We start from the raw sequence: 17,944 nt of genomic DNA, 5'->3' as shown, positions 1-17,944 counted from the left end.
ATGACCACGACCACCACCCCCGCCAGCCGACGCGCCACCACGGCGCGCCGTGCCGGCGTCGTCACGCTCGGCCTCCCGCTCGCCCTGCTCCTCGCGTCCTCCCCGGCCACCGCCGTGCGGGCAGCCACCGACAGCGGCGACGTGCAGGTGAGCAACACCGAGACCGTCCAGGCGCGCCTCGACGCCACGGGCAAGCTCACCGCCGCACGCGTGTACGAGCAGCTCGCCTTCACGGGCCACGGCACCCGCACCGTCACCAACCCCGTGTCCACCAAGGGCTTGCGCAACCTCGACGGGTTCGGCGGCTTCACCGTCAAGGACGGCGCCATGCAGGCCACCGTCACCGTGGACGGCGAGCAGCGCCTGCGCACCGTCAGCGACTTCGACGGCGACCTGCCCATCAGCGTCGACGTGGAGTACCACCTGGACGGCGTGAAGGTCGGCCCCGGCGCCGTCGTCGGCAAGTCCGGCGAGCTCGAGGTCCGCTACACCGTCACCAACCTGACCACCCGCCAGGACGAGGTCGCCTACGACGACGGCACCGGCAAGCAGGCCACCACCACAGCCGAGACCGTCATCCCCATGGTCGGCCAGCTCACCACGACGCTGCCCTCCACCTTCACCGCCGTGACCTCCGACGAGGCCAACATGGCCGGCGACGGCCGCGGCGGCACCAAGCTCTCCTACACGATGACGCTGTTCCCGCCCATCGGGTCCCCCACCGCCGAGTTCGGCTACACCGCGCAGATCCGCGACGGCAAGATCCCGCCCGCGTCGGTCACCGCGCTGCCCGTCTCCCCGCTCAAGAGCCCCTCATTCAAGGGCGGCTCCGCGAGCTACCAGGGCGGCGCCGAGTCCGGCATCGCCCTCACCGCCGGCGCCACCGAGATCGACGCCAACCTGCTCAAGCTCCGCGACGGCGCCGCGACGCTGCTCGACGGGCTGCTCCAGCTCCGCGACGGCGCCGACCAGCTCGCCTCCGGCCTCAACGACACCGCCGCGCCGGGCGCCAGCCAGCTCGCCACCGGCGCCAAGGCCGCCGACACGGGCGCCGACGCCCTCGCTGCGGGCGCCCGCTCGGCCGATGCCGGCGCCCAGCAGGTGGCGTCGGGGGCCGCAGCCCTCGGAACCGGGCTCTCCACCGCAGGCGCCAAAGTCCCCGAGCTGGTGGGCGGACTCGAGCGGATCGCCGGGGGTCTCACCACCGTGGATGACGGGCTCGCCCGCCTGTACGGCGGCGTCGACGCGTTGCCCAAGAGCGCGGAGCCGCTCAAGGTGGGGGTCTCCGATCTGCGTGCAGGTGTCGCCGGGCTGCTCGCAGGGGCCAAGTCGCTGAGCGCCACCGTGTCATCCGAGGGGGATGTCCTCCTCGCCCTCGGCGCGACCAACCCCACAGTCACACTTCCCGCCACGCCCGACGCGACGACCGCGCGCGTCCAGGCACTAGGGAACTTCGTGAATGGCGTCGCCGCGAAGGAGGGCGACCCTGTCACGGGCGACCCTCTCAAGAAGGCGAAACTCGAAGCCATCGCCCTCACCTACCTCGCGGCGCCGGCCTCGTCCACGGTCAATCTCGGGCCAGGACTGACCGTCCTCGGGAATGTGCTCAAGGACGGGGTCGTGCCTGGGCTCGTCACCATCCAGTGCGGTCTCAACGCGACGGCCACCGGCGCAGCCTGCAAGGCGGCCTCGGTCGGCCTCGACGAGGGGCTCGTCGGCGTGGACGGCGGCGTGGACTCGCTCGTCGTCGGGGTGCAGGCCTCCGTGCTCGGCGCCATCGGCACTGCCGGCCAGACCTCAGCCGACAAGACTCTGCGAGGTGGGGTGGGCTCGTTGTCCACAGGCGCCGCCGAGTTGCTCGCGGGAACGAAGACACTGGTCGGAGGCCTCGGCCAGCTCACCGCCGGCGCCTCGTCGCTGCAAGCCGGCAGCGCACAGCTCGCCGGCGGCACCCGGCAGCTCGCCACCGGCGCCGGCCAGCTCTCCACCGGCACCGGCCAGCTCGCCGAGGGCGCCGCGCGCCTGGCGGGCGGGCTTCGCACTGCCGCCGACGGGTCGCAGACGCTGGCCGACGGGCTCGGCACGGCTGCTGACGGCGCCCCGGCGATCGTGGACGGCGCGGAGCAGCTCTCCGAGCAGGGCACCTCGGTGCTCGTGGAGACGGGCGCGTCGACGGCCGCCGACTACGGCGTGAAGTACGCCGTGATCGAGGCCGGCGCCGCGCGTGCCACTGAGGAGTCGATGGCGTATGGCGGCCCCGAGGGTGCGGCGTCGGTGACGGCGTACTCGATCGAGATCGCCGGGGCCGATGGCTCGGGCGCCAGCTCGGTGGGCCGCGGCGCGGCGGCCGCGGCGCTGTTCGGGCTCGGCGGGGCGCTCGCCGCCTTCGCCCGGCGCCGGTTCGCCTAGTCGCTCATCCGATCCCATCGACGCCACACGGGCGTCGCGTGCGGGCTCTGGCCTCGCAGGCGGCGCCCGTTGGCGTTGACCGCGCACCCTGAGGCGGGACCGCCCAGAACCAGGGCCGGGTCCGGGCGCCCCCTGATGCCACCCGGCGGTGATCCGACCAGACTGGTCGCAGAGCGCCAGCGAGCCAGGCCGGCGCCCATCAGCCCGGACGAGGTATCCATGCGCTCCCGCTCGATCGCCCTTCTGACCAGCACGCTCGCGTTGTCTGTCGCGCTGGTGGGCTGCGGCCCCGTGATCACCAACCAGGGCGAGCAGGTGACCGAGGAGCGCTCGATCAGCGACGTGACAGAGGTGCGCCTGCAGACGTCGGGCAACCTCACGGTGGCGGTCGGCGACGAGCCGTCGCTCACCGTCACCGCGGGGAAGAACGTGCTGGACCACCTCACCTCGGAGGTCAGCGGCGACACCCTGGTGCTCGACACGGACGGCAGTTGGGGCAACCACGGGGCGATCGACTACACGCTGACGCTCCCCCGCCTCACGGACCTGACCGTCGCCGGCAGCGGCGACGTCCGCGGCCAGCTCGCGTCGGGCGAGACGCTGTCCGTGACGATCAAGGGCAGCGGCGATGTCCGGCTCGACGAGGTGGACGCGGCGGAGCTGCGGGTGTCGATCTCCGGCAGCGGCGATGTGGAGCTCGAGGGCTCCGCGACCCTGCAGGACGTGGAGATCAAGGGCAGCGGCGACTACGACGGCCTCACGCTCGACTCCCGCGAGGCAGTGGTGGATGTGGCCGGCTCCGGCAACGTGGAGGTGCGGGTGAGCGACCGCCTCGACGCGACGATCGCGGGCAGCGGCTCCGTCCGCTACGACGGCGACCCGCAGGTCAACAGCACCACCCGCGGGTCCGGCAGCATCGAGCGGCGCTGACGCGCGAGGCTTCCCCGGGCAGCGGTGGCCGCCCGCGTCTACGGTGGCTGCCATGGCGCCCACGAAGACGCCGGCGGTGGAGCTCGACGTGCAGGGACGCACCGTCCGCGTGAGCAGTCCGGACAAGGTCTACTTCCCCGCGCGCGGGCTGACGAAGCTCGACGTGGTCGAGTACTTCCTCTCTGTGGGCGACGGCATCCTGGGCGCGTTGATCGACAGGCCCACGACGTTGGAGCGCTGGCCGAAGGGCGTGTTCGAGGGCGCGAAGATGGCGACCCGCGCCGACTCCACAGGCGACGCGTTCTACCAGAAGCGTGTGCCGCAGGGCGCCCCCGAGTACGTGGAGACGGCCCGCATCGCGTTCCCCAGCGGCCGCACCGCCGACGAGGTGTGCCCCACCGAGCTGGCCGTGGTGGCGTGGGCGGCGAACCTGGGCACGATCACGTTCCACCCGTGGCCGGTGAGCCGCGCGGACGTCGAGGCGCCCGATCAGATGCGCATCGACCTGGACCCGCAGCCCGGCACGGACTTCACCGACGCGGTGCGGGTGGCGCCTGTTGTGCGGGAGGTGCTGCACGAGATGGGCATGGAGGGCTGGCCCAAGACGTCCGGCGGGCGCGGGCTGCACATCTTCGTGCCCATCGAGCCCCAGTGGACGTTCACGCAGGCGCGCCGGGCCACGATCGCGCTGGGCCGGGAGGTGGAGCGCCGCCTGCCGGAGCAGGTGACCATGCACTGGTGGAAGGAGGAGCGCGGCCGCAAGATCTTCATCGACTACAACCAGATGGCCCGCGACAGGACCATCGCCTCCGCGTACTCGGTGCGCGCGAACCCGCGGGCCACGGTGTCCGCGCCGCTGCGTTGGGACGAGGTGGCGGACGCCCACCCGGACGACTTCGACGTGACGACGATGCCAGCCCGGTTCGCGGAGGTCGGCGACCTGTTCGCCGCGCTGAGCGCCGTCGACGGCCCCGCGTACTCGATCCGCCCGCTGCTGGACCTGGCCGACAAGGACGAGCGCGACCACGGCCACCAGGACCTGCCCTACCCGCCGGAGTACCCGAAGATGCCGGGCGAGCCCAAGCGGGTGCAGCCCAGCAAGGACCGGGACCGCGCCCGCTGAGCGGCAGGCCGGTCTGCCGAGCGGCTAGGCCCGCCCGACGGGCAGCCCGGCCTCGGCGTCCGCGTCGTCTGCGACCGGGGGCGTGACGCGCGGGGTCCCGATGGGGCTGGAGCCGCCGCTGACGACGCCGGCGACAGCCATCGTCACCGAGATACCCATCATGACCAGCAGCGACGCATGCCACCCGGCGCCGGACATCACGCCGATGAGCACGGGCACGCAGGCCGCGAGCGCGTAGCCGACGGCCTGCACCATCGCGGACAGCGACCGCGCGGTGTCGCCGTCGACGCTGCGCCGCGCGATGAACGTGAAGGCGACGGCGATGGCGCCGCCCTGGACGACACCGGTCACCACGATCCACACCGCCCACAGGCTGGGCGCGGTGAGCAGCCCGACGAACGCGACGGCCCAGATGACGCCCAGGGAGCCCGCCACCATGCGGGGCGATCGGGCGCGGGTGGCCAGCATCGGCGCCAGCAGGGCGCCGGAGATGCCGAGCACCTGGAACACGGACATGGCGGTGGCCGAGGCGCCGGCGCTGAGCCCGGCGACGTCGCGCAGCATGCCCGGCAGCCAGGCGGTCATCGCGTAGTAGAGGCCGGACTGGCAGCCGAAGTACACGCCGAGCGCCCAGCCGCCGCCGGAGCGCCACACGGTGGAGCGCCCGCTGGCGGCCGGCACCTCGACGTCGCCGCGCCCACGCGAGGACACCGCCCACAGCCACGCCCCGGCGAGTGCGAGCACGGCCCACACTGCCGTCGCGGTGCGCCAGCCGAGGCCGTGTGCCAGCGGGATCATCAGCGCGGCGGTGATCGCCGCGCCGGCGGTCAGGGAGGCGGTGCTGGCGCCGGTCATCGCCCCGAGCCGGTGCGAGAAGTCGCGCTTGACCAGCACGGGGATGAGGACGTTGCCGACGGTGATGCCCGCGCCGATCACCACGGTGCCGATGAGGAGCTGGGTGGAGCCGCCCCATGGGCGCAGTGCGATGCCCGCGGCGATGAAGAGCAGCGCGACGACGACGGCGCGGTCGACACCCCACTTGCGCGCGATGCCCGGGACCAGCAGCGACCCGACCGCGAAGCACAGCACGGGCAGCGTGGTCAGCAGGCCCGCCTGGCCGGCGGACAGCCCGAGGTCGGCGCGGATGTCGTCCAGCACGGGCGACACCGCCGCGATGGCGCCGCGCAGGTTGAGGCTGACGAGGATGAGGGCGACGACGTGCAGCGCTCCCGCGACGGCGGGCACGGCGACGGCGTTCTTCATGGGGCGATCGGGCACCGCTCTTTGTAGCATGCAATGTTCCGTTACGGCTTCTCGGCCTACTTCACCGACCCCGAGGTGAGCCCCGCGACGAACTGCTTCTGCAGCAGCAGGAATCCGATGACCACGGGCACGCTCACCACCAGTGACGCGGCCATCACCTGATTCCAGTAGACGTTGATCTGCGTGGAGTACTCGCGTAGCCCAATGGACAGCGTCCTGTTCGCGTCGTTGGTGAGCACGGACGCGAACAGCACTTCCCCCCACGCCGTCATGAAGGCGTAGATCGACACGGCGATCACCCCCGGCCGCGCCGCTGGGAGCACCACGCGCAGCAGCGCGCCGATGTGCGAGCAGCCGTCCACGCGGGCCGCCTCGTCGAGCTCGCGCGGGATGCCGTCGAAGTACCCGGCGAGCATCCAGATGGCGAAGGGCAGCGAGAACGTCAGGTACGTGATGATCAGGCCGAGCCGCGTGCCGATGAGCTGCACCCCGAAGGTCTGCGTGAAGTTCACGAAGATCACGAACAGCGGCAGCAGGAACAGCACCCCGGGGAACATCTGGGTGGACAGCACGGTGGTGGTGAACACCCCGCGGCCCTTGAACCGGTGCCGGGACACCGCGTACGCCGCGAAGATCGCGATGGTGACGCTGGCGATCGTCGCCGCCGTCGAGACGATGAGGCTGTTCATGAAGTAGCGGGCCAGCGGCACCGTCGACCACATGTCGATGAACGGCTGCACTGTCAGGTTCGTCGGCCACCACGTGAACGCCCCGCGCACGTCGCCCAGCGGCTTGAGCGACGAGCCGACCATCACGTACAGCGGCACGAGTGTGAACACCGCGAGCACCGTGACGGTGATGACGCGGAAGACCTTGAACCCGGTGGTGTCATGCACGGCGCGACTCCCGGTTCACGATGAGCAGGTAAATGCCGGTGACGAGCAGCAGGAACAGGAGCAGCAGCACGGACATCGCCGCGCCGAGCCCGAAGTTCCAGGTGAGGAACGTGGCGTTGTAGATGTGGAACGAGATGAGGTCGCCCGAGGCGGGCTGGCCCGTGCCGAACAGGACGTACGGCGTGTTGAAGTCGTTGAACACCCACAGGAACATCACCAGCACCAGCACCACGTTGACGGGGCGCAGCATCGGCAGCGTGATCGACCGCCACTGCCGCCAGGCGTGCGCGCCGTCCACGGCCGACGCCTCGTAGACGTCCTGCGGCACCGACTGCAGCCCTGCCATCAGCATGAGGAAGGCGAACGGCCACATCCGCCAGATCGCCACCACCACCACCGACCAGAACGCGTTGGAGCCGATCAGCCAGAACGGCCGGTCATCGATCAGCCCCAGGTTGTCCACCAGGATGTGGTTCACCGCGCCGGTGTCGCGCTGCAACATGAAGTTCCAGGTCAGCACCCCCGCGTACACGGGCAGCGCATAGGGCACCAGGAACATCGTGCGCAGCCCCGAGCGCCCGCGGAACGACCGTTGGAGCACCACGGCGGCGGCCATCCCGAACGTCCACGAGATCACCACCACCAGCAGCGTGAACGCGCACGTCACCAGGAACGACTGGAGCAGGGCCTTCCCCACCGCCGAGTCGAAGTCCAGCGCCACCTGGAAGTTCCGCAGCCCGACGGCGGGCGCCGCAGTCCAGTTGCTGATGAAGAACTTGGTGAGCTGGCGTGTGCTCATCCACACGCCCGTGACCATGGGGATCACGTGGATCACCAGCTCGAACAGGATCGCCGGGGCGAGCAGCGCATACGGCAGCCACCAGCCCGACCGCCTGCGCGGCCGGGCCGGTGGCTGCTGCTCCTGACCGGCGTCGTCCTTCTCCGAGACCGCTGTGGTCGCCATCAGACGCCTCCTCGTCAGGGTGTGACGGTTAGCCGACGGCTGTCTGGACCTGGTCCTGAGCCGTTTGCAGCGCGCTGCGCACGTCGTCCTCGGTGACTGTGCCGCCGGTGGCGATGGTGGCGAACATCTGGTTCATCGCCTTGCCGACGGTGTTCTCGAACTGGTCCTCGGCGGGCACCAACGGCAGCGGCGCGGACCGGTTGTTGTAGATGTCCGTGAACGTCGCCGCCAGCTCGGCGTTGTCCGTGAAGGACGGCTCGGTGTCGACGAGCACGGGCAGCGTCGAGAACGGCAGGCCGAGCTGGGTCTGCACCTCGGGGCTGGTCATGTACTCGACGAACTGCAGGGCGCCGTCCTTGTTGTCGGTGTTGTCGAAGATCGACAGGTTGATGCCGGCCACGTGGCTGGCGATGTCGTCTTCGGCGTCGGCCGGCGCCGGGAAGGCGACGACTCCGAACGCGTCCTCGGGCATCCCGTTGGCGGCGATGGTGGCGCCCGCGTTGTTCTGCGTGAGGATCATCGCGGCCTTGCCGGTGGCGAAGTCCGCGACGGCGAGGGCGCCGTTGTCGTACTGGGCGTTCGAGGTGTTGACCACCCCGTCCTCCTGCATGAGGTCGAGGTAGCGCTGCACGCCCTCGACGACGCCGTCCTCGGTGAACGTCGGGTTGCCGTCGCTGTCGAACAGCTCGGCGCCGTTCTGCGCGGCGTTGATGAACGCGAAGTGGCTGTTCTCGGTGTAGCTGCCCGCTGCGAGGGTCATGCCGTACACCCCGGCGGCCGCGTCGGTGGTGGCCTGGGCGGCCGAGACCATCTCCTCCCAGGTGGTGGGCGGTTGCACGCCTGCCGCCTCGAACATGGCCTTGTTGTAGTAGAGCCCGTACGCGAGCCCGTACACCGGCACCGAGGTGGGGTCCTCGCCCTCGGCGCCGCCGGTGGCCAGCGCCGTCTCGACGAACTTGTCGGCGCCGCCGATGGCGTCCATCTCCTCGCTGCCGAACGGCATGAACGCGCCGGTGGCCTGCAGCGACGCCGCCCACGTGTTGCCGATGTTCACCACGTCCGGGGCCTGCCCGGACGTCACGGCGGTCTGGATGCGCGTCTGGAGGTCGTTCCACCCGATCACCTCGAGCTCGACCGGGATGCCGGTCTGCTCGGTGAACGCCTCGAGGACGGGGGTGAGCACCTCCTTGTCGTTGTCGATGCTCGTGCCCTGGTTGCTGGCCCAGTAGGTCAGGGTTCCTCCGCCGCCCCCTCCCTCCTCGGTGGCGCCGCCACCATCGGAGTTATCAGAGCCGTCGGAGTCGCTGGTGCAGGCGGCCGTCATGCCGAGCAGCAGGGCTGCGGCGACGACGGAGGCGCCCAGAGATCGTGTCTTCACGAGATGTCCCCCCTGGTCATCACGGGATCGGCGTCCGGATGGCGGCCGGTCCACACGGGGCGTCGATGCGTGCATTGAGCCCTTTTTGATGGTATGCGCGGTCTCGCGTGACAGCGCGTCGGGAGCGCGTCCACGGGCTGCGGCCCAGCGCGCGCGCCTCGTGGGCGCCGCGACGCGGGAGAATGGCCCGACCCGGTCTCACCCCCCGAAGGAGCACCTCCGCCATGAAGCCCTGGGGCACGCCCCTGTCCCCCGCCGCCGCCCGCGTGATGCTGCTGGGCTCCGGCGAGCTCGGCAAGGAGGTGCTGATCGCGTTGCAGCGGCTCGGCGTGGAGACCATCGCCGTCGACAGGTACCCCGGCGCCCCCGGCCACCAGGTGGCCCACCGCGCGCACACCCTCGACATGACCGACCCGCAGGCCCTGCGGGACCTCATCCTGGCCGAGCGCCCCGACCTGGTGGTGCCGGAGATCGAGGCCATCGCCACGTCAGCGCTCGAGGGGCTCGAGCGGGACGGCCTGGTCCAGGTGGTCCCCACGGCGCGCGCGACCTGCCTGACGATGGACCGCGAGGGCATCCGGCGCCTCGCCGCCGAGACCCTGGGCCTGCCCACCAGCCCCTACCGCTTCTGCGACTCGGAGGACGAGCTGCGGGCGGCGATCGACGCCATCGGGTACCCGTGCGTGGTCAAGCCGGTGATGAGCAGCTCCGGCAAGGGCCAGAGCCGCCTCGACGGGCCCGACGACATCGGCCCGGCCTGGGAGCACGCCATGGCGGGCGGGCGTGTGGCGGGCGGACGGGTCATCGTCGAGGGGTTCGTCGACTTCGACTACGAGATCACCCTGCTCACCGTGCGGGCAGTGCAGGCCGACGGCACTGTCGGCACGCATTTCTGCGAGCCCGTGGGGCACCGCCAGGTGGGCGGCGACTACGTGGAGAGCTGGCAGCCGCAGCCCATGTCGCCGGTGGCCCTCAGCCGGGCGCAGGAGATCGCGCGGGCCGTGACCGGCGACCTCGGCGGGCGGGGCGTGTTCGGCGTGGAGCTGTTCGTGCGCGGCGACGATGTGTGGTTCAGCGAGGTCAGCCCACGCCCGCATGACACCGGCATGGTCACGATGGCCACGCAGCGGCAGAGCGAGTTCGACCTGCACGCCCGGGCGATCCTGGGGCTGCCGGTGGACACCACGCTGCTGAGCCCGGGCGCCAGCGCCGTCGTCTACGGCGGCGTGGACGCCGAGGCTGTGGTGTTCGAGGGCGTCGCCGAGGCCCTGCGCGTGCCGCACAGCGACCTGCGGCTGTTCGGCAAGCCCGCCAGCGGGGTCCGCCGCCGCATGGGCGTGGCGCTGGTCCACGACGACGACGTGGAGACGGCCCGGGCGCAGGCGGCCCTGGCGGCGAGCAAGGTCACGGCGCGGCCAGCCTGACCGCCAGGCCGGCGGCCACTGCTGTCCCGGCCCGCAGGCCCTGCTCGAACGCGCGCACGGCGTTGAGGCCGGAGGCGTCCAGCGCCCCGCCGATCACCGTGTGCGGGATGCCGAGCGCCGCCAGCTCCGCCGCCAGCGGGGCGTGCGGCTCCTGGCCGGCGGCGACCACGATGGTGTCGGCCGGGATCACCTCCTCGACGCCGTCAGCATCGGCGACGACGAGCCCGTCGGGGGTGATCCGGCGGTACTCGACCCCCGTCCTGCTGCGCACCCCCGCGATGCGGATGGCCTGCAGCACGGCCCACCGGGTGGACGGCCCGATGCCCTCGCCGATGTGGCGGCCCCGGCGCAGCAGCGTGATCTCCCGTGCGGGGGCTCCCGCGTGCGGCTGGTCCAGCCCGGCCTCGCGCCGGAAGCGGGCACGCTCGGCGGTCCGGCTGTCGGCATGGTCGCCCCCACGCCCTTGCACGCCATCCGGGCCGCCGAGCCCGACCCCCTCCACCAGCAGGTGCGCCAGGTCCACGGCGATGCCGCCCGCCCCGATCACCGCAACCCTGCGACCGACCCGCCACGGCGCCGCGAACGCCTCTTGGTAGTCGAGCACCGGCAGCGCGCCGGCGCCGGGCAGCGCCACCCGGCGGGGGCGCACCCCCGTCGCGACGATCACGTGGGCGTGGTCCGCCAGGTCGGCGGCGCTGGGCGCGGCGCCCGTGCGGATGCGCACCCCGAGCCGGGCGAGCTCGTGGCGGAAGTAGCGGACTGTCGCCAGGTAGTCCTCCTTGCCGGGCACCTGGCCCGCGAGCAGGAACTGCCCGCCGATCGAGTCGGACGCCTCGACGAGGTCCACCGGCGCCCCCGTGGCGGCCAGCGTGGCGGCGGCCTGCATGCCGGCGGGGCCAGCCCCCACCACCGCCACGCGGGGCGAACGGGGCTCGGGCCCTCGCACCAGGAGCGGGAACTCCAGCTCCCGCCCGGCACGCGGGTTGACCAGGCAGGACACGCGCTCGACGCCGAGAGAGCGGTCGATGCAGGCCTGGTTGCACGCGATGCACTCGTTCACCAGGTCGAGGTCGCCGTCGCGCGAGGTGGCGACGAGGCGCGCGTCGGCCAGGAACGGGCGGGACATCGACACCAGGTCGACGTCGCCCCGCGCAAGCGCCTGCTCGGCGAGCGGGAGCGAGTTGACGCGGTTGGAGCCGATGACGGGCACGTCCAGGCCCGCCTGCGCGATCCGGCGCCGGATGCCCCCCGCGATGTCGAGCCACATGCCGTGCGGAACCAGGGACTGCACGCTCGGCACCGACGACTCATGCCATCCGATGCCGATGTTCAGGGCGTCCGCGCCGCCCCCCGCGAGCCGCAGCGCAAGGTCGGCGCTCTGCTCCGGTGTGCTGGACCCGTCGACGAAGTCTGCGCCCGATGTGCGGACGATCACCGGGAAGTCGGCGCCCACCGCCGCCCGCACCGCGGCCAGCACGGCGAGCGGGAACGCGGCCCGGCGGTCCTCGTCGCCGCCCCATGCGTCGTCGCGCAGGTTCGTCAGCGGCGAGGCGAACTGGTTGATCAGGTACCCCTCGGAGCCCATCACCTCGACGGCGTCGAATCCGCGTCGCAGCGCGGTGGCGGCGGCGGCCGCGAAGGCCGCGATGGTCTGCTGAATCTGCTCCTCGGTCATCGCGGCAGGCGTCTGCCGGGAGAAGCGGGAGAAGACCGCCGACGGCGCCACCGGCGTGACGCCCATGGCGTACCGCCCGGCGTGGAAGAGCTGCAGCGCGAGCAGGGCGCCCGCCTGATGCACGGCGTGGAGCGCGGGCTCCAGTGCGTCCCAGGCGCCGGGCTCGCTGAGCACCAGGTACTCCGGGCTGCCCGCGCCCGCCCGGTCCACCCCCGCCCCGCCCGTGACGATCAGCCCGGCGCCGCCCTCGGCACGCTCACGGTAGAAGGCCGCGAGCGCCGGCGGGTCGTGCTCGAGGTTGAGGTGCATGGAGCCCATGACCACCCGGTGCGGCAGCCGCAGGCTCCCGATCCGGACGGGCGAGAAGACCCGGGTGAGCATCGACGCTCAGCCCTGGCCGCTGCCGAGTCCCGCGCGAAGCAGCAGGTCCCGGGCGATCACCGTCTTCTGGATCTCGTTGGTGCCCTCCTCGAAGCGCTGCGCGCGGGCGTCGCGGTACACCCGCTCGATGGGCATCGACTTCCAGTAGCCGATGCCGCCGTGCACCTGCAGGGCCTTGTCGGTGACGCGGGTGAGCATGTCCACGGCGGTGAGCTTGGCCATCGAGGACAGCGCGGGGGCCCGGTCGTCGCCGTCCTGCCAGGCGCGCGCCGCGGTGAGGGTCAGGGCCTTCGCAGCCTCGATATCCGCCGCGTTCTCGGCGAGCTGGAACGCGATGGCCTGCCGGGACGCCAACGGCTTGCCGAAGGTGACCCGCTCGGTGGCGTACGCGACGGCGAGCTGCTGCGCGCGCTGCGCGAGGCCCACACAGCTCATCGCCACGGAGATGCGGCTGGGGGTGAGGAACCCGCCGAGCGCCACCGCGAGCCCCTCGCCCTCCGCGCCGAGCCGCTGCGACACCGGCACCGGCGCGTCCTCGAACAGCAGGGTGGCGTGGTCGGTGCCGCGCACGCCCATGGTCTGCGAGCTGTCCTCGACGACCACGCCGGGGGTCTGGCGGTCCACCAGCAGGGCGACAGTGCCCTCCTTGCCGCTGCTGCCGGCCAGCCGGGCGAACAGCAGCCAGTAGTCGCACCGCACCCCGAAGGTGATGAGGTGCTTGCGCCCGGTCAGCAGGTACACGTCCCCCTCGCGGCGCACCGTGGAGGTGATGTCCGCGCCCGTGCCGTTGCCGGGCTCGGTCAGCGTGAACGCGACGGTGAGCTTCCCGGCGATCGCGGGCTTGATGAACAGCTCGCGCTGGCGCTCGTCGGCGTAGGGGTTCATGGCCCGCCACGTCCCGTTGACCACGTGCACGATCATCCGCACCGACGCGTGCGACCGGGAGAACACCTCCATCAGCCCCATCCACTGCACGAAGCTGACGCCGCGCCCGCCCAGGTCGCGTGGCGCCGCGAGCGCCAGGTAGCCGAGGCCCACCAGCTCGTCCCACAGCGCGTCGGGCACGTCGCCGTCGGCCTCGATGCGCTCCGCCCAGGCCTCCCCCGGGCCCTCGACCCAGGCGGTGACCTCGGCGAGGAGCTGGTCGAACTCCTGGTCGGGGATGCTGCTGCCCCGGCCGTCGGCGGTGATGGCGGCGATGCTCACGAGGTGCTCCCTGGGGTGTCGGCGGATGGGGCTGCGTGGGATGTGGTGGTGAACTGCCGGGCGAGGTCCCGCAGCAGGAACTTCTGCACCTTGCCCACGGCGTTGCGGGGCAGGCTCTCCAGCACCTCGAGCCGCTCCGGCCAGTAGTGCTTGGACACCTGGTGGCCGTCCAGGTAGGCGGTGAGGTCGGCCAGGGTGAGGGTCGCCCCGGCGGCGGGGACCACGAACGCGCAGGCCCGCTCGCCCAGGCGTGGGTCGGGCATCGCGGCGATGGCCACGTCGTCGACGCCGGGATGCCGGTACAGGAGCTGCTCGATCTCGGCGACGGGGATCTTCTCCCCGCCTCGGTTCACCACGTCGCGGACCCGGCCGGTGATCCGCAGGAACCCCGCGTCGTCGAGGGTGGCCAGGTCGCCGGTGCGGTACCAGCCGTCCTCGGTGAGCGCCTCCTTGGTGAGGTCGGGGCGGTCCAGGTAGCCGTCGAACATCGTGGGGCTGTGCAGTTCGAAGTTGCCCTCCCCGCCCGCCGGGATGAGGTGGCCGTCGTCGCTGACGATGCGGGCCCGCACCCCGTCGAGCAGCCGCCCGTCGGTGCCCCAGACCAGCGCCGGGTCGTCCTGCGGGGCGGCCAGGCTGCCCAGGCACGTCTCGGTGGTGCCGAACGCCCCGCACACCGCGGCGCCCAGCACGCGGGTGGCGCGCTCGGCCAGGTGTCGGGGCGCCGCGGCGCCGGTGTTCACGAAGATCCGCAGGCTCGCGGGCGCGGGCTCCCCGGCCTCCACCGCCTTGACCAGGTCGGTGAGGAACGGCGTCGCGGCCTGCGCGAACGTGCCCTTCCAGCCGCCCAGCAGCCGCAGCGCGCGCACCGGGTCCCAGACGGGCTGCAGGATCTGCGGGGCGCCCAGCACGAAGGACAGCCACATCCCGTAGAGGAAGCCCGTCTGGTGGGCGAGCGGCGACGGGATGAAGATCGCGTCGTCGCTGGTCAGGCCCAGGTGCGCGACCTCCATCGCCGCCGCGCGGCTGAGCGTCTGGTGCCGGTGCAGCACGCCCTTCGGCTCGCCGGTGGTGCCGGAGGTGAACAGGAGCTGCGCGGCGTCGTCGGGGCGTGGGGCGCGGTCGTCGAGCACGTCGCGCCGCACCTCGGCCCCGGCCATCGCCTCGGCCCAGCTGTGCCAGCGGGGTGTGCGACCCGGCTCGTCGGGCGCGGCGGCATCCCCGGGCTCTGGCGCGACGCCGGGCCGACAGCGCTCCGGGACCTCGCCGATCACGAGCACGTGCTCCAGGAACAGCCCGTACCCCGGGTCCCGGCCCGTGCCGGCGCGCAGGATGCCGTCGAGCTCCTCCGCGTGGCGCCGGCCCCGGAACTCGTCCGGCACGACCATCACCCGCGCGCGCGACCTGTGCAGGGCGAATGCGACCTCGCGCTCGCGGAAGATCGGCATGATCGGGGCCACCACCGCGCCGACGCGCAGCACAGCCGTCGACAGCACCACGAACTCCCGCCAGTTCGGCAGTTGGAAGGCCACCCGGTCCCCCTGCCGCACCCCCAGGCCCAGCAGCGCGGCGGCCGCGCGATCCGCCTCGGCGTCGAGCTGCGCCCAGGTCAGATGCCCGGTGGCGTTGTCGCGCGCGTCCACGACTGCCGTCTCGTTGGGCCGCTCGGCCGCCCACCGCCGCACCCACTGGCCGCCGGTGACTTGCGCCGCCGCGTCGATCCCCGGCCCGGCGATGGTGTGCGGCCTTGCCGCCCGAGCTGTGCGGACCGCCGGGTGGTGGGGCGCCCGGCGACGGAGCCGGCCGTCGTCCACCCGCATGTCCAGCCCGAAGGTCGTCATCGACTCCAGGTACTCCGGGTAGGAGATCCGGTAGGCGTGCGGGTAGGTGAGGGTGCTGCGCCCTTCCGCAGCGGAGGCCGCCACGGCCAGCGACATCAGCACCCGGTGGTCGTTGAAGGACGACAGGTCCGCGCCGCTGAGCCCGGGCACCCCGCGCACCCGCAGCTCGGCGCCCTCGATCCGCACATCCGCGCCCATGCTGTTGAGCTGCAGCATCGCGGCCACCCGGTCTGACTCCTTAAGCCGCACATGCTCGACGTTGCGGAAGACGCTCTCGCCGTCGGCGAAGCAGGCCAGCACCGACAGGATCGGCAGCATGTCCGGCACGCTGCGGCAGTCGATGTCAGCGGGGCGCAGCCGTGCGCCGTCATGCCGCACCCGCACCGCGTCGACCTGCGGGTCGTAGGCCATCGGCACGCCCATCGCCGTGGCGATGTCCAGCAGATGCGCCTCGGGATGGTCGGACCGCGCCGAGCTGGTCGAGCGGAGCCCGTGCAGCACGATGTCAGAGGGGTGCAGGGCCCCGGCGGCCAGCCCGAACGCCGCCGAGCCGATGTCCGGCGGCATCCGCAGATCGGTGGCCACGGCCTGCTGGTCGGGCTCCACCTCGAAGCGGCGCCAGTCGTCGGACACCTGCACGTGCAGCCCGAACTGCTTCATCATCTCGACGGTGAGCTGCAGGTAGGAGCGCTCGTTGAGCGGCCCGTCCACGACCACCGTGGTGGCGGACGACGCGAACGGCGCCAGCAACAGCAGCCCCGAGATCCACTGCGAGAGGGTGCCGGCGATGTGCACCTCGCCGCCGCGTGGCCGGGCGGCGCGCACCCGGATGGGCGGGCAGTCGTCGGCGGAGGCCACATCGAGGCCCATCTGGCGCAGCGCGGCGAGCAGCGGGCCGATCGGGCGGCGCTGGAAGTACTTCTGCCCGGTGACCGTGACATCCCGGTCGCCCAGCGCGGCCAGGCCGGCCATGAAGTACAGCGTGGTGCCAGAGCTGCCCGCCGTGACCACGTCGCGGTGCGGGCGGTACGGGCCGCCGTGGACCACGTAGGTGCCGTCCTGGACGTCGATGCGGACGCCGAGCTGGCGCAGCATCGCCACCGTGTACTGGACGTGGCGGGCGTCGGTGAGGCCCGTGATGCGGCTGGTTCCCGGCGCCAACGACGCGAGGATCAGCGCCCGATGCGCGTGGTACTTCGAGTTGGGCACCTGCACGGCGCCGCCGATGGGTTGATGCGTGCCGAGAACTGACAGATACATGCCTGAGCGCCCCCCGTGCCGTCAGCAATGTCCGCTTTGTCCACGACGCTAGTGGGCGGGGGCGGCCACCACCATGGGGCATGCCGTGAGGTCAGCGCGGAGGATCGGCCAGGCGGAAGTACAGCGCGGTCTGCCAGCGGGTCATGTCGGGCTCGTCGTCCGGGTCGGTCAGGTAGGACTCGACCCGGCAGGCCCAGGCGTCGCCCCGCGGGTCGTCCCACCTGTCGAAGTCGAGCCCGGCGCGCTCCGCCCAGGCCAGCAGGTCGCCTGTGACACCGATGAGCTCGTCCGGGTGGCCGGTGTGGGTGACCGTCGCGTAACTCCCCGCGGGCAGCACCCCGGCGACCACGTCGCCCTCCCCCTGCACGGGCTCGGCGACGGGCGCGCCGGCCTCCACGAGCAGCTCGCGGTCCATGTCGATGACGTGGTAGCGGATGAACTGCGGCCCCGACGCCTCGACGCCCGCCGCCGCCATCCAGATCGCGAGCTGGTCGAGCCGCTCCACGACCTTGTCGAAGGAGGACATGGTGATCGACTCGCGGATGCCCAGGTAGGGCTGGGCGTCGCGCTGCTGGATGCTGGGCTGCGGCATGTCGGCTCCTCGGAGACGGCGCCCCACGGGCGTGAGGCAATCCCGACATTAGGCCGGGAGGCCCACGACGTCCTGCGCTGCGCTGCTGTTCCCTTCGGGGCTGGCGACTCCTAGCCTCGAAGGATGTGCCGGAACATCCGAACCCTCCACAACTTCGAGCCCGCCGCCTCGGATGACGAGGTGCACGCCGCGGCCCTGCAGTTCGTGCGCAAGGTCAGCGGCTCCACCCACCCGTCGCAGGCGAACCGCGCCGCGTTCGAGCGGGCTGTGGCCGAGATCGCGCACATCACCCAGCACCTGCTGGACGACCTGGTGACGTCGGCGCCGCCCAAGGACCGCGAGGTCGAGGCCGCCAAGGCGAAGGCGCGCAGCGCGCAGCGGTTCGCGCCCGCCTGAGCCGCGCCTGAGGGACTCGTCCGACAGGTGACGGGGGCCGTTGTCGGCGTGGGAACGGCGCCGTCGACGTGGGGTTGCGCGGGGTCTACCGACAGGTACGCTCAGCCTGCCTCATCGGAGTGGTCGATCCGATGGGATCTGATGACTTCGCTCGTGGCGCCTCCTCCCCCCATCGACCATCGGACTCGCCATCGTCACCGTTCCCGCCC

At 72.4% G+C, this 17,944-nt stretch carries 13 protein-coding genes; 5 read left to right on the top strand and 8 right to left on the bottom strand.

What is annotated here, in order from left to right; translation table 11 throughout:
- From QUV83_RS07470 to ligD, 3 genes are all read left to right on the top strand, one after another.
- Positions 1–2,409 (top strand): hypothetical protein, encoded by a 2,409-nt coding sequence (locus tag QUV83_RS07470; RefSeq protein WP_289563569.1) that lies wholly within the window; start codon positions 1–3, stop codon positions 2,407–2,409.
- Between the two features lie 219 nt (positions 2,410–2,628).
- A complete protein-coding gene (locus QUV83_RS07465; protein ID WP_289563568.1) occupies positions 2,629–3,339 on the top strand; it encodes a head GIN domain-containing protein in 711 nt (236 codons plus the stop codon).
- 52 nt (positions 3,340–3,391) lie between these two features.
- Positions 3,392–4,462: a non-homologous end-joining DNA ligase gene (gene ligD / locus QUV83_RS07460; RefSeq protein ID WP_289563567.1), complete on the top strand. Its 1,071-nt coding sequence runs from the start codon at positions 3,392–3,394 to the stop codon at positions 4,460–4,462.
- Positions 4,463–4,486: 24 nt separating this feature from the next.
- Here ligD and QUV83_RS07455 read toward each other — a convergent pair whose 3' ends face one another.
- The 4 genes from QUV83_RS07455 to QUV83_RS07440 are packed head-to-tail and all read right to left on the bottom strand — an operon-like array spanning position 4,487 to position 8,963.
- A complete protein-coding gene (locus QUV83_RS07455) occupies positions 4,487–5,725 on the bottom strand; it encodes an MFS transporter (protein WP_289563566.1) in 1,239 nt (412 codons plus the stop codon).
- A gap of 56 nt (positions 5,726–5,781) precedes the next feature.
- The gene (locus tag QUV83_RS07450; RefSeq protein ID WP_289563565.1) at positions 5,782–6,621 is read right to left on the bottom strand and encodes a carbohydrate ABC transporter permease; all 840 of its coding nucleotides are present in this window, start codon (positions 6,619–6,621) and stop codon (positions 5,782–5,784) included.
- Positions 6,614–7,585 (bottom strand): carbohydrate ABC transporter permease, encoded by a 972-nt coding sequence (locus QUV83_RS07445; RefSeq protein ID WP_289563564.1) that lies wholly within the window; start codon positions 7,583–7,585, stop codon positions 6,614–6,616. Before QUV83_RS07445 ends, QUV83_RS07450 begins: the two co-directional genes overlap by 8 nt.
- Positions 7,586–7,613: 28 nt before the next feature.
- Positions 7,614–8,963: an ABC transporter substrate-binding protein gene (locus tag QUV83_RS07440; RefSeq protein ID WP_289563563.1), complete on the bottom strand. Its 1,350-nt coding sequence runs from the start codon at positions 8,961–8,963 to the stop codon at positions 7,614–7,616.
- Between the two features lie 224 nt (positions 8,964–9,187).
- On the opposite strand from QUV83_RS07440, the gene purT reads away from it, so the two are divergent.
- Complete coding sequence (gene purT / locus QUV83_RS07435) at positions 9,188–10,387, top strand: formate-dependent phosphoribosylglycinamide formyltransferase (RefSeq protein WP_289563562.1); 1,200 nt, start codon at positions 9,188–9,190, stop codon at positions 10,385–10,387.
- On the opposite strand, the gene QUV83_RS07430 is transcribed toward purT, so the two are convergent.
- From QUV83_RS07430 to QUV83_RS07415, 4 genes are all read right to left on the bottom strand, one after another.
- Positions 10,368–12,443, bottom strand: a complete 2,076-nt coding sequence (locus QUV83_RS07430; protein ID WP_289563561.1) for an FAD-dependent oxidoreductase — start codon at positions 12,441–12,443, stop codon at positions 10,368–10,370. The genes purT and QUV83_RS07430 overlap by 20 nt on opposite strands.
- A 6-nt stretch (positions 12,444–12,449) precedes the next feature.
- On the bottom strand, positions 12,450–13,649 hold the full coding sequence (locus tag QUV83_RS07425; protein WP_289563560.1) for an acyl-CoA dehydrogenase family protein: 1,200 nt from the start codon (positions 13,647–13,649) through the stop codon (positions 12,450–12,452).
- Positions 13,646–16,747 (bottom strand): 3-phosphoshikimate 1-carboxyvinyltransferase, encoded by a 3,102-nt coding sequence (gene aroA / locus QUV83_RS07420; protein ID WP_289563559.1) that lies wholly within the window; start codon positions 16,745–16,747, stop codon positions 13,646–13,648. The genes QUV83_RS07425 and aroA overlap by 4 nt, the downstream gene beginning before the upstream one ends.
- Positions 16,748–16,838: 91 nt before the next feature.
- Positions 16,839–17,339 (bottom strand): GyrI-like domain-containing protein, encoded by a 501-nt coding sequence (locus QUV83_RS07415; protein ID WP_289563558.1) that lies wholly within the window; start codon positions 17,337–17,339, stop codon positions 16,839–16,841.
- A 123-nt stretch (positions 17,340–17,462) separates the two neighbouring features.
- Between QUV83_RS07415 and QUV83_RS07410 the strand changes: the two genes are divergently transcribed.
- A complete protein-coding gene (locus QUV83_RS07410) occupies positions 17,463–17,735 on the top strand; it encodes a DUF2277 domain-containing protein (RefSeq protein ID WP_289563557.1) in 273 nt (90 codons plus the stop codon).
- Positions 17,736–17,944: the final 209 nt, after the last annotated feature.

This window comes from Cellulomonas cellasea (genome assembly GCF_030372105.1).
Classification (GTDB): Bacteria; Actinomycetota; Actinomycetes; order Actinomycetales; family Cellulomonadaceae; genus Cellulomonas_A; species Cellulomonas_A cellasea_A.
The sequence above is the reverse complement of the archived record's forward strand: the minus strand, read 5'-3'. Positions and strand labels throughout refer to the sequence as shown.

Bases quoted from the DNA above. Each gene is read 5' to 3' on its own strand.
- QUV83_RS07470 (WP_289563569.1), top strand. From the start codon at position 1: ATGACCACGACCACCACCCCCGCCAGCCGACGCGCCACCACGGCGCGC.
- QUV83_RS07465 (WP_289563568.1), top strand. From the start codon at position 2,629: ATGCGCTCCCGCTCGATCGCCCTTCTGACCAGCACGCTCGCGTTGTCT.
- ligD (WP_289563567.1), top strand. From the start codon at position 3,392: ATGGCGCCCACGAAGACGCCGGCGGTGGAGCTCGACGTGCAGGGACGC.
- QUV83_RS07455 (WP_289563566.1), bottom strand. From the start codon at position 5,725: ATGAAGAACGCCGTCGCCGTGCCCGCCGTCGCGGGAGCGCTGCACGTC.
- QUV83_RS07445 (WP_289563564.1), bottom strand. From the start codon at position 7,585: ATGGCGACCACAGCGGTCTCGGAGAAGGACGACGCCGGTCAGGAGCAG.
- purT (WP_289563562.1), top strand. From the start codon at position 9,188: ATGAAGCCCTGGGGCACGCCCCTGTCCCCCGCCGCCGCCCGCGTGATG.
- QUV83_RS07430 (WP_289563561.1), bottom strand. From the start codon at position 12,443: ATGCTCACCCGGGTCTTCTCGCCCGTCCGGATCGGGAGCCTGCGGCTG.
- aroA (WP_289563559.1), bottom strand. From the start codon at position 16,747: ATGTATCTGTCAGTTCTCGGCACGCATCAACCCATCGGCGGCGCCGTG.
- QUV83_RS07415 (WP_289563558.1), bottom strand. From the start codon at position 17,339: ATGCCGCAGCCCAGCATCCAGCAGCGCGACGCCCAGCCCTACCTGGGC.
- QUV83_RS07410 (WP_289563557.1), top strand. From the start codon at position 17,463: ATGTGCCGGAACATCCGAACCCTCCACAACTTCGAGCCCGCCGCCTCG.